Here is a 14,438-nt window from a genome sequence, read left to right on the forward strand (position 1 = left end):
CCCCAACACACGCCGCCGACCTCCGGAACCGCCGGAGGCAGAGGCAGGGGCGTCGTTCGAGGTCATAGCCGTCGCAGGCTACCCCTACCGCCCGCGCAACCGTCGTACGAGGATGCTCGCGTCTCCACGGGCTTCGAGATCCGCGAGCACCACGGCGACGGCCTCCCGCACGATCCGCCCCCGATCGACCGCGAGCCCGTGCTCCCCGCGCAGCACCAGCCGGGCGTGTTCGAGGTCGATGAGCTCCTCGGCGGACACGTACACCGTGATCTTCTCGTCGTGCCGCTCGCGTCCGCTGGGCCGCCGGCCGGAGCCCCGCCCGCGCTTGCGGGACTGGGACTGCGCCCCGGCGGGGCCTTCCTGCGGCCCCGGACGCCGCCCGGAGCGGTCCGCCGTGGCGGCGGCGCCCCGACTCCGGGACTCCCCGTCGGCGTCGGCGCCGGCCGCGACATGTTCGTCGCCCTCGCCGTCACCGCCCCGCACGGGTACCGACTGCGGCGCGTTCTCCCCGGCGGCGTCGCTCTCGCCCGCCGGAGCCGGCACCCGCGCCTCGCCGTTGGCCTGACGTCTGGGGGTGGACGACTGAAGCGCCATCCCCCCGGTCGTACGGAACAGTTCGTCGGCCCCCGGCAGACTCACTCGGCGTGACACCGGGCGAGCACCTCCCTGGCGAGCTGACGGTAGGCGGCTGCGCCGACGGAGTTGGATGCGTACGTCGTGATGGGCTCACCGGCGACCGTGGTCTCCGGGAAGCGGACGGTCCGGCCGATCACCGTGTGGTAGACGTGATCGTCGAACGCCTCGACCACGCGCGCGAGCACCTCACGGCTGTGCACGGTCCGCGAGTCGTACATCGTGGCGAGGATGCCGTCGAGCTCCAGTTCCGGGTTGAGCCGTTCCTGGACCTTCTCGATGGTCTCGGTGAGCAGCGCCACACCACGCAGCGCGAAGAACTCGCACTCCAGTGGCACTATCACCTTGTGAGCGGCCGTCAGCGCGTTCACGGTGAGCAGGCCGAGCGAGGGCTGACAGTCGATCACGATGTAGTCGTAGTCGGCCATCAGCGGCTTCAGGGCACGCTGCAGCGTGGACTCGCGGGCGACCTCGCTCACCAGCTGGACCTCGGCGGCGGACAGGTCGATGTTGCTGGGCAGCAGGTCCATGTTCGGGACCGCGGTCTTCAGGAGCACCTCGTCGGCCGCCATGCCCCGCTCCATGAGCAGGTTGTAGACCGTGAGGTCGAGCTCCATCGGGTTGACTCCGAGGCCCACGGACAGTGCGCCCTGTGGGTCGAAGTCGACGAGCAGGACCCGGCGTCCGTACTCCGCGAGTGCCGCACCCAGGTTGATGGTCGACGTCGTCTTGCCGACGCCGCCCTTCTGGTTGCACATCGCGATGATCTTCGCGGGGCCGTGGTCGGTCAGCGGGCCCGGGATCGGGAAGTACGGCAGCGGGCGCCCGGTGGGACCGATGCGCTCACGTCGCTGGCGCGCCGCGTCGGGCGCGAGCGTGGCCGCGTACTCCGGATCGGGCTCGTATTCGGCGTCGGGGTCGTAGAAGTGCCCCTCGGGCAGGTCGTCGTAGTCGGCGAAGTGGGTGCGGTTCTCGCCACTTCCGCTGCCGGCCATGGCGTTCACGTGATGGCCATCCATGCTCTTGTGTGCTGTCCGAGTCATCTTCGGACTCTGGTGGGCTGCGAAGGTGCGCACAGCAACGGAGCCGACAGCCTGGAGCCCCGTGGGCCCTGAGCCCTGCGCAGGCATTCCTGGTTGACCACCCCCGGGAGTAAATGTCGACTCATTCACAAGTCGTCTTACCTCCTTGGTGACCAGGAAACTTCTAGATAGGTCAGCGTGGCACCATGCCGACGATTGGCGACTCTATGGCGTGTCACCGCTTCGCAGCAACACAATCCGCCGTACCCGGTGCGATGTGTCGGCAACGGAACATCCCTCTGTCAAGGGCGTAAGGGCGTCGCACAGCAGGTTTCACGGGTGTGCGAAACGGTTCGGGGGTTACGTTCGAGGCGAGTTGAACGAGTCTCGCAAAGTGACTCGACACACATCCGGCCGGCCCTTGCGGGACAAGGTCCGGCCGTACGTGCGACGTTGACGACCTGTGTTGACGTATCGCCTTTTGTCCATGGAGAGGTGAGGCACCGGACCGGGACGAACCCGGTCGAAGGGTCAGCCGATCAGGGTTTCGAGATCGGCGTGCTCCAGGCCGTGGGCCTCGGCGACCTCGCGGTGAACGACCTTGCCGTCATGGGTGTTGAGCCCCCGGGCGAGCGCGGGATCACGGCGCAGCGCCTCGACCCAGCCACGGTTCGCGAGCTCCACGATGTACGGCAGCGTGGCGTTGGTGAGCGCGTACGTCGACGTGTTGGGCACCGCGCCCGGCATGTTGGCGACGCAGTAGAAAACCGAGTCGTGGACCGGGAAGGTCGGCTCCGCGTGGGTCGTCGGACGCGAGTCCTCGAAGCAGCCGCCCTGGTCGATCGCGATGTCGACAAGGACACTCCCGGGCTTCATGCGGGACACGAGCTCGTTGGTGACCAGTTTCGGAGCCTTGGCGCCGGGGATGAGCACGGCGCCGATGACGAGGTCCGCCACGAGGCAGGCCTTCTCCAGCTCGAAGGCGTTGGAGACGACGGTCTGGATCCTCGTGCCGAAGATCCTGTCGGCTTCCTTGAGCTTGTTGATGTCGCGGTCGAGCAGGGTCACGTGGAAGCCCATGCCGATGGCGATCTGCGCGGCGTTCCAGCCGGAGACCCCGCCGCCGACGACCACGGCCCGCGCGGCCGGTACACCCGGGACGCCGCCGGGCAGGACGCCCCGGCCGCCGCCCGCGCGCATCAGGTGGTAGGCGCCGACCTGCGGGGCGAGGCGGCCCGCGACCTCGGACATCGGGGCGAGCAGTGGCAGGGCGCGGCCGGGCAGTTCGACCGTTTCGTATGCGATCGCCGTGGTGCCGGACTCCAGGAGCGCGTCCGTGCACTCCTTGGACGCGGCCAGGTGCAGGTAGGTGAAGAGCGTCTGGTCCTTGCGGAGGCGGTGGTACTCCTCGGCGACGGGCTCCTTGACCTTCAGCAGCAGGTCGGCGGTGGCCCAGACCTCGTCGGCGGTGGCGATGATCCGCGCCCCGGCGGCGACGAACTCGTCGTCCGTGATCGAGGAGCCGACACCGGCGTCCTGCTCGATGAGGACCTGATGGCCGTGGCGCGTCAGCTCGTGCACGCCGGCGGGGGTGATGGCCACCCGGAACTCGTTGTTCTTGACCTCGCGGGGGATGCCGACCAGCACGTCGATCACGGTCCTTGACTCAGAAGGGATCTGGGGCAGGCAGCGCAAGACATGACGATGCCTGACATACCCGGAGACACGGGAGCACACCGGGAACACCACGAAACCACGTGGCGGATCCAGTCTAATGAAGGGATTCTCTCTGTCTAGCCTTTCAAAGCATCAATCTTTGTCAGATGCGCTGCGGATTTCGCAGGCGTTGCGGTCGTGTTCCCTGGTTGATGCGCTCTCCGGGAGCTCGTCACCCAGCATTCGTTCGGCCGTGGAGCGGTGCAGCCCGGCGGCCGTCGGGTCCCCCAGCCGGTCGAGCGTGTCGGCCAGCCGGAGCTGCAGCGCGGCCTGCAGCCGGACGTCGTCGGCGCGGCGCGCCCACTCGACCGCCTCCTGGCAGGTGACGAGGGACTCCTCGGGCCGTCCTGCGTACTCCTGCACCCGTGCCATCTCGCTCAACGCCCTGGCCAGGCCCGCCACATCACCGGTCCTGCGGTGTCCGGTGACGGCGGAGCGCCAATTGAGCAGCGCCTCGCCGTAGCGGCCCGCGTAGGTGTGCACGGTGGCGATCCGGCCGTGCAGCCGGGCCGCGTCCGCGCGCTCGTCACGGGCGAGCCGCTGGGCGAGCGCCCGCCCGTACCAGTCGGCGGCCCTGTCGTAGTCCCCGAGCTCCTGGTGGGCACCCCCTACGGATTCCATCGCGCGGCCGGACGCGTACGGGTCGTTCGCCTGGCGTCCCGCGTCCAGAGCGGCCCGGTAGCGGGCCAGCGCGTCCGTCGTACGGCCGGTCCTGGCGTCCAGGTCGGCGAGGTTCAGCAGCGCGGCGGCCTTCTCGCGGGGCAGGTTCCGGCGCTCGGCGACGTCCAGGACGAGCCGGTGGATGCCGTACAGCTCGGGCGCCGCGGCCTGCGTACCGACGTGCGCGACCAGCGCTTTGACCAGCGCGGCCATCAGCCGGCGGGCCAGGGTGTCCAGCTCACCGTCGGCGACCGCGACCCGGGCGGCGGCCAGCAGCGCGGGCTGCCGGATGCGCAGCCAGTCGGCGGCCGCGCGGGGGTTCGGGAACCGCAGCGCGCGGGGCATCCCGGCGAGCTTCTCGCGGGCGGGCGAGCTGTCGGTCTCGGTGATCGCCCGGCAGGACACCAGCAGCCGTACGGTCCGCTCCAGCATCCGGGCACGGGCCAGCTGGATCTCGGCCGCGCGGTCCTCGGTCCCGGTGAGCGAGCGCAGCAGGGGCAGCAGGACGCCGGGCACCTCGTACTGCGGCAGCGGCGACTCCATGGCCCGCACGAGACCGAGTGCGGTGAAGTCGTCCAGGGCGGTGCGGGCGGCGCCGACCGAGCAGCCGGCGAGCGCGGACGCGGTCTGCGGATCCACGAGACCCGCGGGGGCGAGCGAGAGGAGGCGCAGTATCCGCGCGGCGGCCGACGGCAGGGCCGCGTACGTGAGCCGGAACACCCGCTCCAGGACGGGACCCTCGTCACCGTCCGTGCGCAGTTGCTTGGCGAGGTCGGCGACGGCGGACGTGGGGCGGTGGGCCAGCCAGGCCCCGGCGAGGACGAGCGCGGCGGGCTGGGCCCCACAGATCTCCACGAGTCCTTCGGCCGCGCGCGGGTCCACGGTGATGCGTACGGAGCCGGTGTACCGGTCGAGGAGTTCGAGGGCGGACTTGGTGTCCATGCCGCCGAGGGTGCAGGGGCGGACGTCCGGGATACCGGTCAGGGGCCCGCCGGAGACGGCGACGACGAGGCAGTCGGGGTTCTCCGGAAGGAGCGCGTCGACCTGTTCGGCGTCCGCCGCGTCGTCGAGCAGGAGCAGCGTCCGGCGGGTGGCGAGTGCCTCGCGCAGCCGCTCGGAGAGGTCGTCCTGGTCCGCTCCGGCCGGGGCCGTGAGTCCGAGCGCGGTGAGCAGGTCACGGGCGGTGCGCTCGGTCGGTACGGGCGTCCCGTCGGGCTCGGTGAGCCGGGCCCGCAGAACACCGTCGGGGTAACGGTCCCCGACCTGCCGTACGAGTTCCTCGGCGAGTGCGGTGCGGCCCGATCCGGGTCTGCCGGCGATGAGCAGCACGCGCGCGCGTGGCGCCTTGCGCCCGGCGATGGTGTCCAGACCTGCCCGCTCGATGTCGGCCCGGAGTTCCTTCAACTCCCTTGTGCGGCCGAGGAACTGACCCTTCGTGGCCGCGGGTTGGGGCTCCCCCGCGTGGGCGACGTCGGGAGTGGCGGAGGACTCGGCAGCCGGGCGCCGCCCCTGCCCCTCCTCCGACGCCGTCGTGCCGCCGGCGTCCACCGCCTGATCCGTCACGGGCCACACTCCCGTCCCACTGCGCGTGCAAGCCCGCCGGGACTCCGGACGGGGCGTTTTCAGAGCCTAGTTCACGCTCTGCGACGATCCGTGCGGAGCGCGGCGGGCACATCCCCCGATCGGATCAGGCGATCGTCACACCGTTGGGCCGACTGTGCGCACCGCAGTGGATCATGCCTCGAAGGGGCGGGCGGGCCACGGGTCCTCGGCGGGGCGCAGGGCGTCCAGACCGTCTCCGGCACGGGCGGCGGTCAGCGCGAGGACGCCCACGACGAGGCAGTTGTTCTGCAGCTCGCCCGCGAGGACACCCCGTACGAGCTCGTCGACCGGGACACGGGAGAGCTCCATGTCGGCCTCCTCGTCCTCGACCTCGAAGCGCTGCCCCTCGGCCTCGGAGAGATCGCGGGCGAGGAAGATGCGGACGGCCTCGTCGCATCCGCCGGGGGTGGTGAACACGTCGGTGAGCACGCGCCAGTCCTCGGCCTTGACGTGGGCCTCTTCGTAGAGCTCGCGCTGCGCGGCGTGCAGGGGGTTCTCGCCCGGGATGTCGAGCAGGCCGGCCGGGATCTCCCAGAGCCTGTGCCGCACGGGGTGCCGATACTGGCGGATGACCAGGGCGCGGCCCTCGTCGTCGAGGGCGAGGACGGCCACCGAACCGGGGTGCACCTGGTAGTCGCGGCGGGCCACCGATCCGTCGGGCATGACCACGTCGTCGGTGCGTACGGAGGTCTTGTTGCCCACGAAGGGGGTCTCGGTCGCCCTGACCTCCCACTCCTCGGCGGTGTCCTTGATGGTCATGTCGACTTGTCCTCCCACACGCACGAACCTGTGCACGAACCTGTGCCGCAACGGAAATCCACCCGCGAATCCACCCGCAGAAATCCACACTCGGCCAAAACCGGGGCACGCACCCCAAAAGACGCGTACCCCGGCAACCGTACAACCCTCGTACTACTCGGCCGCCTTGACCGTCTTGACCGCCTTGGCTGCCTCTGCCGCCTCGACCGCGTCGGTCACCTCGGCCGTCCCGCGTGCTTCCTGCTGCCGCGCGACGGCCGCCTTCACCAGGCCCGCGAAGAGCGGGTGCGGCCGGGTCGGGCGCGAGCGGAGCTCGGGGTGCGCCTGGGTCGCGACCAGGTACGGGTGGACGTCGCGCGGATACTCCACGTACTCCACGAGCTTGCCGTCCGGGGAGGTGCCGGAGAACTGCAGACCGGTCTTCTTCTCCAGCTCGGCGCGGTAGGAGTTGTTCACCTCGTAGCGGTGGCGGTGCCGCTCCTCGACGTACTCCTTGCCGTCGTAGACCTCGCGCACGATGGAGCCCTCCGCGAGCTTGGCGGGGTACATGCCCAGGCGCATCGTGCCGCCCATGTCACCCTCGCCCGCGACGATGTCCAGCTGCTCGGCCATGGTGGAGATGACCGGGTGGCCGGTGGCGGAGTCGAACTCGGTGGAGTTGGCGTCCGCGACGCCGGCGAGGTTGCGCGCCGCCTCGATCACGATGCACTGCAGGCCCAGGCACAGGCCGAGGAGCGGGATCTTGTTCTCGCGGGCGTACTGGATGGCGCCGACCTTGCCGGACACACCGCGGTCGCCGAAGCCGCCGGGGATACAGATCGCGTCGACGTCAGCGAGCTGCTCGGCGGCGCCCGCGGGGGTCTTGCAGTCGTCCGAGGTGACCCACTTGATCTTCACCCGGGCCTTGTTGGCGAAGCCGCCCGCGCGCAGCGCCTCGGTGACCGACAGATAGGCGTCGGGCAGGTCGATGTACTTGCCGACGAGCGCGAGGTCGATCTCGTACAGCGGGCTGTGGACGCGGTCGAGCAGGTCGTCCCAGGTCGTCCAGTCCACATCGCGGAACGGCAGGTCCAGCTTGCGGACCACGTACGCGTCGAGGCCCTCGGTGTGCAGGACCTTCGGGATGTCGTAGATCGACTTGGCGTCGATGGCCGCGACCACGGCCGCCTCGTCGACGTCGCACATCAGCGAGATCTTGCGCTTGATCGCGGTGGGCACCTCACGGTCGGCCCGCAGGACGATCGCGTCCGGCTGGATACCGATGTTGCGCAGAGCCGCAACCGAGTGCTGGGTCGGCTTCGTCTTCAGTTCCCCGGAGGGACCGATGTACGGGAGGAGCGAGATGTGGACGACGAACACGTTGTCGCGGCCCACCTCGTGACGGACCTGGCGGACGGTCTCCAGGAACGGCAGCGACTCGATGTCGCCGACCGTGCCGCCGACCTCCGTGATGACGACGTCGACGTCGTCGGTGGCCATCCGGCGGATGCGGTGCTTGATCTCGTTCGTGATGTGCGGGATGACCTGCACGGTGTCGCCGAGGTACTCGCCGCGCCGCTCCTTGGCGATGACCGTGGAATAGACCTGCCCGGTGGTGATGTTGGCGGAGCCGTCCAGGTCGACGTCGAGGAAACGCTCGTAGTGACCGATGTCGAGGTCCGTCTCGGCCCCGTCGTTGGTGACAAACACCTCACCGTGTTGGAAGGGGTTCATCGTGCCGGGGTCTACGTTCAGGTACGGGTCGAGCTTCTGCATGGTGACCCGCAGACCCCGCGCCTTGAGCAGCGCGCCCAGGCTGGAGGCGGTCAGGCCCTTGCCGAGGGAGGAGGCGACACCCCCGGTGACGAAGATGTGCTTGGTCGTCGTGGCTGTGCTGCTTCGAAAAGCAGCGGGCGGCATGGCCAAGAGGGGGCTCCCGTGGTCGCGGTCTCGGTTGCGGTACGGCTGCCCTGTCCGGAGGTTTCCGTCAGGTACCGTCGCTGCGGTTCGGGGGTCCCTTTTTCCTGCTGGGGCGTCCACCGGTCCACGGGCTACCAGGGTAACAGCGACCCGAGGAGGCCGCTTCCGGCCACGCTCCGCGCACGGATCGACACGCATCACAGTCGTGCACGAGGTGCTCACTCGTTCGGCTCAGACGGGTTGTCGGGAGGGGCGCGCGGAACATCATCGTGCGTCGTATCCTGCTCGGACACTCGCTGCCGAGCCAGGCCGGCAAACGGCACCACCCCCGCCGGTATTCCTGGACCAAGAGCTCGTCGGTTCGCCTCGCGAAGACAATCGCTGCAACCATTGACATGCGTGACACGCGACAACTGACGTTCCGCGACGACCCTTACCTTCACCCACGATCCTTTGACCCATGATCCTTTGACCGCAAGAGCGACCGCCCCTCGGGGGCGACGTGGCCGTTCGACTGGAGTTGCACGTGGCCGGGCGCATCGAAGACTACGCACTTATCGGAGACATGCAGACGGCAGCGCTGGTCTGCAGGGACGGCACGGTGGACTGGCTGTGCCTCCCCCGCTTCGACTCCCACGCCGTCTTCGCCGGACTGCTCGGCACGGAGGAGCACGGGTTCTGGCGACTCGGTCCCGCGCATGCCGCCGACGCCGAACCGCCGACAGCGGTCCGCCGCCACTACCGCGGCGACTCGCTGATCCTCGAATCGGAGTGGGACACCTCACGCGGCACGGTCCGAGTGACCGATTTCATGCCCCCGCGTGACGGCGCCCCCCAGCTGATCCGGATCGTCGAGGGCGTCACGGGCCGCGTCCCGATGCGCTCCGCGCTGCGGATGCGTTTCTCGTACGGGCGTGTGGTGCCGTGGGTGCACAAGCACGAGGGGCGGACGGTGGCCGTCGCCGGGCCCGATTCCGTCTGGTACGACACCGAGTGCGAGACCTACGGCAAGGCCCTCACGACGTACTCGGACTTCACGGTCGCGCCGGGTGAGCGGATCGCGTTCACCATCTCCTGGGAGCCCTCGCACAAGCCGCCGCCCGCGCTGCCCGAGCCGGAGCAGGCCCTGGAGGCCACCGAGGAGTTCTGGCGCGACTGGGTGGCGCAGTGCACGTACCACGGGCCGTACCGCGAGGCCGTGGTCCGCTCGCTGATCACGCTGAAGGCCCTGACGTACGCGCCGACGGGCGGCATCGTCGCCGCCCCCACGACCTCCCTCCCGGAGGAGATCGGCGGGGTCCGCAACTGGGACTACCGCTACACGTGGCTGCGGGACGCGGCGATCACACTGTCGTCGCTGCTGCGCACCGGCTACCGCGAGGAGGCGCGCGCCTGGCGCGAATGGCTGCTGCGCGCCGTCGCGGGCGACCCCGAGAACCTGCAGATCATGTACGGCATCGCGGGCGAGCGGGAGCTGGGCGAGGCGGAGCTCGACTGGCTGCCGGGATACGAGAACTCCGGCCCCGTACGCGTCGGCAACGGCGCCGCGCACCAGCTCCAGCTGGACGTGTACGGCGAGGTGACGGAGGCACTGCACCTGGCCCACATGACGGGTCTGGCCCGCAACGACTACGCCTCGCTCCTCCAGCTCAAGCTGATCCGCTACCTGGAGGACCACTGGGACGAGCCGGACGAGGGGATCTGGGAGGTGCGCGGGCCGCGCCGGCACTTCGTCCACTCGAAGGTGATGGCGTGGGTCGCCGTCGACCGCACGATCAAGCTCATCGAGTCCGGGGACGCGGACGGCCCGCTGGAGAAGTGGCGCGAGCTGCGCGACGACATCCACCGGGACGTGTGCGAGAAGGGCTACGACAAGGAGCGCAACACGTTCACGCAGTCGTACGGCTCGAAGGAGCTGGACGCCTCGCTGCTGCTGATCCCGCAGATGGGCTTCCTGCCGCCGGACGACAAGCGCGTGATCGGCACGATCGAGGCCATCCAGCGCGAGCTGTCCACCTCGGACGGCTTCATCCTGCGCTATCCCACCTCCGGTGACGACGCGGGTGTGGACGGCCTGGCGGGCGACGAGGGCGCGTTCCTGGCCTGCTCGTTCTGGATGGCGGACGACCTCGCGATGATCGGCCGGGTGGACGAGGCCCGCAAGCTCTTCGAGAAGCTGCTGGCCCTGCGCAACGACCTGGGCCTCCTCGCGGAGGAGTGGGACCCGCACCTGAAACGCCAGGTGGGCAACTTCCCCCAGGCGTTCAGCCACGTCCCCCTGATCGACACGGCACTGCGCCTGACGGCATCGGGGGCGTACGGCGGCTGACCGCTGGCGCTGGCCGGGCCTGTGTTCGGCTGCGGGCCGGTGGGAGCTGACCGCGCAGTTCCCCGCGCCCCTGGGGGGCTGCGGCTGAGGCGAATGGGCAGGTTTGCCGCGTATCCCTGACGGGCCCGGGTGGCCGTGCCCCGTCAGGGGCGCGGGGAACTGCGCGACAAGCCCCCACCGGCCCGCGGTTGACACCCGACCGGGGTCACCCGCGGCGCCGCTGCCTCAGGGAGCCTTACGGAAGCGGCAGGGGCCGGGTCAGCTCGTCGTAGACGCTGAGGACCTGGGCCACTGTCTGGTCCTCCGTCGGCCAGGTGGCCGCCTGGAGCGCCCCGCTGTTCCTGAGGCGCTCGCACCGGTCGGGGTCGGCGAGGAGGTCGGCAACGGCCTCCGCGAGTGCCTCGGAGTCACCGTGCGGAACCAGCACGGCCGCGTCCCCGACGAGCTCCGGAATGTCCCCGGCGTCGGCCGCGACCAGCGGCACGCGCGCGTGGAGGGCCTCCTGGGCGAGCACGGAGCGTGCTGCGGGGCAGCCGGGCAGCAGGGCGATGTCGGCGGCCTCAAGCAGCTCCCCGACGTCGTCGCGCCGGCCGATGAGACGTACGGGCAGCCCTTCGTTCTCGATACGCCGCTGGAGTTCGCCCCGCAGCGGCCCCTCTCCGGCGATCACGAGCAGCGGCACGGGGTCGAGCCGGCGCCACGCGCGCGCCGCGTCCAGCAGCGTGTCGTACCCCCGGCGCCGGTCGAGGGAACCGACGGCCACCAGCAACGGCCGGTCGGTCGTGCCGAGTTCGGCCCGCGCCTTGGGCCGCAGCCGGTCGGCGTCCTCGCCCGCGGCGACGAGCCGGCGCCGGGCAGGCAGCGCCACCGCGGCGAGCCGCGCGTCCCGGGCACCCCTGCTGCGAGCCCGGTCCACGAGGTCGGACGAGGATCCGAGAACCACCGAGGCGGCCCTCGCCACACGCCGCTCCAGAACGCGCAGCAGACGCGCCCGCGCACCCTCGACGTGCGGACGGATGTGCCAGGTGACGACGAGCGGAACATGCCGTCCCCTGAGCGCGAGCGCGGCCCGCAGTGCGGCGTGCAGACCGTGCGCGTGGACCAGGTGGGCGTCCGCGCAGGCCGCTCGCAGCGCGGCCACCGAGGCCGGGTCGTTGCGCCTGGGCACGTGTACGTGATCGGCGCCGACGCCGGTGAAGTCGTACGTGTGGTCGGCGGCGTCCGGGGCGCACACGGTGACCCGCACGCCCCGTGCGACGAGCCCCGAGGCCAGCGACCGGACATGGGCGGAGCTGCCCGCGCTGCCGCCGCCGAGCACCTGGACGGTACGCAGCGGCGCCTGTCCATGCGGTGCATGTCCGTGCGGTGAGTGGCTGCTCACGTGGCTCACGTGGCCGGGGCTCCTGGTTCGGCGTCGGGCGGTCACGAAGAAACGTACAGAAGGAACGGGCGATGGGGGTGGACCACTCGTCCTCCTCACCAAGGATGCCAGGACAGGGAGGAGTTGCCGACCACCGAGGGTCCCTTGCGACGGAGGCTCCGCGGGCGGGTTACGGGCGGCCTGCGGGCGATCACTCGCACGAGTGAGGGCCTGCCGATGTTCGCGGGCGCACGGGGGCGGGTGTCGCCCGGGCAAGCCCCGGGACACACCTTTCACGCCCCCGTCACGCTCGGCGCGCACGGCCCGACTGTTCCGGCCGGCAGCGGTCCGAGCGCGCTCGCCTTCCGGCGGCCACACGAAGGTGGGCGGCCCGGAGGGCCGGCTGGACAAGCCGCCGTCGCTCCGTCCTGCCGCCTGCCCGCCTGCCCGCCTGCCCGCCTGCCCGTCACGCGTCCCGCGGCCACGCACGCGTGCGTCCGCCTACGCGTCCGCCCGAGCCGTCGCCAGCAGTTCCTCCGCGTGGGCCCGGGCCGTTTCCGAGTCCTCCTGGCCCGCCAGCATCCGGGAGAGCTCGCGGATGCGCTCCTCGCCCTCCAGGACCTTCACGCCGGAGCGGGTGACCGAGCCGTCGCTGGTCTTCTCGACCAGCAGCTGCCGGTCGGCGAAGGCTGCCACCTGGGGCAGGTGGGTCACGACCACGACCTGCGCCTTCTTGGCGAGACGCGCGAGCCGCCGGCCGATCTCGACGGCGGCCTTTCCGCCGACACCGGCGTCGACCTCGTCGAAGAGATACGTGGGCACGGGATCCGTGCCCGCGAAGACGACCTCGACCGCGAGCATGACCCGCGACAGCTCACCACCGGACGCGCCCTTGGCGATGGGCCGCGGCGGCGCCCCGGAGTGGGGGGCGAGGAGCAGTTCGACCTCGTCGGCACCGGCGGGCCCGTACGAGACCGGACGTCCGCCGACCTCCACACCCTCCGGGTCCTCGGTCTGCCGGATCTCGAACGACACGCGCGCGTGCGGCATCGCGAGCGAGGCCAGCTCCGCGGTCACGGCGGCGGCGAAGCGTTCGGCGGCCTCCGTACGGGCGTCCGTCAGTGCCTGCGCCAGTCCGCCCAGTTCGGCCCGCAGCGCGTCCCGCTCGGCGGTCAGCTCGCCGATCCGGTCGTCGTCGCCGTCCAGCTCCAGGAGCCGCGCGGCTCCCTGCTCGGCGTAGGTCAGTACGGCGGCCGTGCCCTCGCCGTGCTCGCCGTACTTGCGCATCAGCGCGGTGAGCGCGGCGCGCCGCTCCTCGACCGCCGAGAGCCGCAGCGGGTCCGCGTCGAGGTCGTCGGCGTAGCCCGCCAGCTCCCCCGCCACGTCGCCCAGCAGAATCCCGATCTCCCCGATGCGGCCCGCCAGGGCGCCGAGGGCTGCGTCGTGGGACCGTACGGCCTCCAGGGCCCGGTGCGCGCCCGCGACGAGCGTCGTGGCGTCGATGCCCTCCGGGTCCTCGGGGTTGCCCACGAGCGCGGCGTGCGCGGCCGTCGCGGCCGACGCGAGCGCCTCCGCGTGCCCGAGCCGCTCGGCCTCGGCGGCGAGCTCCGCGTCCTCGCCCGCCCTGGGCTCCACCGCGGCGATCTCGTCGAGCCCGAAGCGCAGCATGTCGGCTTCCTGGGCACGTTCACGGGCGCGCGTGGTGATCTGGTCCAGCTCGGTGGAGACGGCGCGCAGCCGCCGGTACGCGCCCGCGTACTTGGCGAGCGGCACGGCGACCGCGTCACCCGCGTACCGGTCGAGGGCCTGCCGCTGCCGGGACAGCTTGAGCAGCCCCTGCTGGTCGGTCTGGCCGTGCACCGCCACCAGGTCGTCGGCGAGTTCGGCGAGCAGTCCCACGGGCACGGAACGCCCGCCGAGATGCGCGCGCGAGCGGCCCTCCGCGGAAACGGTACGGCTGATGAGCAGGGTCCCGTCGTCGAGTTCCGCGCCGGCCTCCTCGGCCCGGACGGCCGCCGAGGCGCCGTCGGGGACGGAGATCCGTCCCTCCACGACCGCGTTCTTCGCGCCGATCCGTACGAGGGCGGCGTCGGCGCGTCCGCCCAGCAGCAGGCCCAGGCTGGTGACCACCATCGTCTTGCCCGCGCCGGTCTCACCGGTGACCGCGGTGAAGCCGGGCGACAGCTCGACCACCGCGTCGTCGATGACTCCGAGCGACCGTATCCGCATCTCCTCCAACACGGACATGACCATACGAGGTTTCCCCCACCCGGCGCGACGCCGCCCCAGTCCCTGCACAAACGTGCAGGTGTCCGGGCAGGGATTCCGTGCCCCATAAGGGGCGCGGGGCTGTATCGACATGCGGCTCCGCCGCGTGGGCGCGACCAGCCCCCACGGACCCGCAGATTCGTCACCCTCCCGGCAGCGAAGCGTCTGCGGCGCCTAGGGCCCTTCTGAT

At 71.2% G+C, this 14,438-nt stretch carries 9 protein-coding genes; 1 reads left to right on the plus strand and 8 read right to left on the minus strand.

The annotated features are described in order from the left end of the window. Positions 1 to 84: 84 nt before the first annotated feature. From AOK01_RS12325 to AOK01_RS12350, 6 genes are all read right to left on the minus strand, one after another. Positions 85 to 651 carry a hypothetical protein gene (locus AOK01_RS12325; protein ID WP_079103368.1) on the minus strand — a complete coding sequence of 189 codons (567 nt, stop codon included), beginning with the start codon at positions 649 to 651 and terminating at the stop codon, positions 85 to 87. After that, positions 636 to 1,763 (minus strand): ParA family protein, encoded by a 1,128-nt coding sequence (locus AOK01_RS12330; protein WP_079103369.1) that lies wholly within the window; start codon positions 1,761 to 1,763, stop codon positions 636 to 638. The genes AOK01_RS12325 and AOK01_RS12330 overlap by 16 nt, the downstream gene beginning before the upstream one ends. 423 nt (positions 1,764 to 2,186) lie before the next feature. Continuing rightward, positions 2,187 to 3,302, minus strand: coding sequence for an alanine dehydrogenase (gene ald, locus AOK01_RS12335; protein WP_055511033.1), 1,116 nt, complete (start codon positions 3,300 to 3,302; stop codon positions 2,187 to 2,189). Between the two features lie 162 nt (positions 3,303 to 3,464). Beyond that, entirely contained in the window at positions 3,465 to 5,594 is a 2,130-nt protein-coding gene (locus tag AOK01_RS12340) for a tetratricopeptide repeat protein (protein WP_055511022.1), read from the minus strand. 171 nt (positions 5,595 to 5,765) lie between these two features. Continuing rightward, the gene (locus AOK01_RS12345; RefSeq protein ID WP_055511023.1) at positions 5,766 to 6,392 is read right to left on the minus strand and encodes an NUDIX domain-containing protein; all 627 of its coding nucleotides are present in this window, start codon (positions 6,390 to 6,392) and stop codon (positions 5,766 to 5,768) included. 153 nt (positions 6,393 to 6,545) lie between these two features. Further along, the gene (locus AOK01_RS12350) at positions 6,546 to 8,291 is read right to left on the minus strand and encodes a CTP synthase (protein ID WP_079103370.1); all 1,746 of its coding nucleotides are present in this window, start codon (positions 8,289 to 8,291) and stop codon (positions 6,546 to 6,548) included. A gap of 526 nt (positions 8,292 to 8,817) precedes the next feature. On the opposite strand from AOK01_RS12350, the gene AOK01_RS12355 reads away from it, so the two are divergent. Beyond that, entirely contained in the window at positions 8,818 to 10,620 is a 1,803-nt protein-coding gene (locus AOK01_RS12355) for a glycoside hydrolase family 15 protein (RefSeq protein ID WP_190855769.1), read from the plus strand. A gap of 235 nt (positions 10,621 to 10,855) precedes the next feature. Here AOK01_RS12355 and AOK01_RS12360 read toward each other — a convergent pair whose 3' ends face one another. Both AOK01_RS12360 and recN read right to left on the minus strand, forming a co-directional pair. Further along, positions 10,856 to 12,010 (minus strand): glycosyltransferase family 4 protein, encoded by a 1,155-nt coding sequence (locus tag AOK01_RS12360; protein WP_055511025.1) that lies wholly within the window; start codon positions 12,008 to 12,010, stop codon positions 10,856 to 10,858. A 471-nt stretch (positions 12,011 to 12,481) separates the two neighbouring features. Next, positions 12,482 to 14,233, minus strand: coding sequence for a DNA repair protein RecN (gene recN / locus AOK01_RS12365; protein ID WP_213862091.1), 1,752 nt, complete (start codon positions 14,231 to 14,233; stop codon positions 12,482 to 12,484). Between the last annotated feature and the right edge of the window lie 205 nt (positions 14,234 to 14,438).

Source organism: Streptomyces aurantiacus (assembly GCF_001418335.1).
Lineage (GTDB): Bacteria > Actinomycetota > Actinomycetes > Streptomycetales > Streptomycetaceae > Streptomyces > Streptomyces aurantiacus.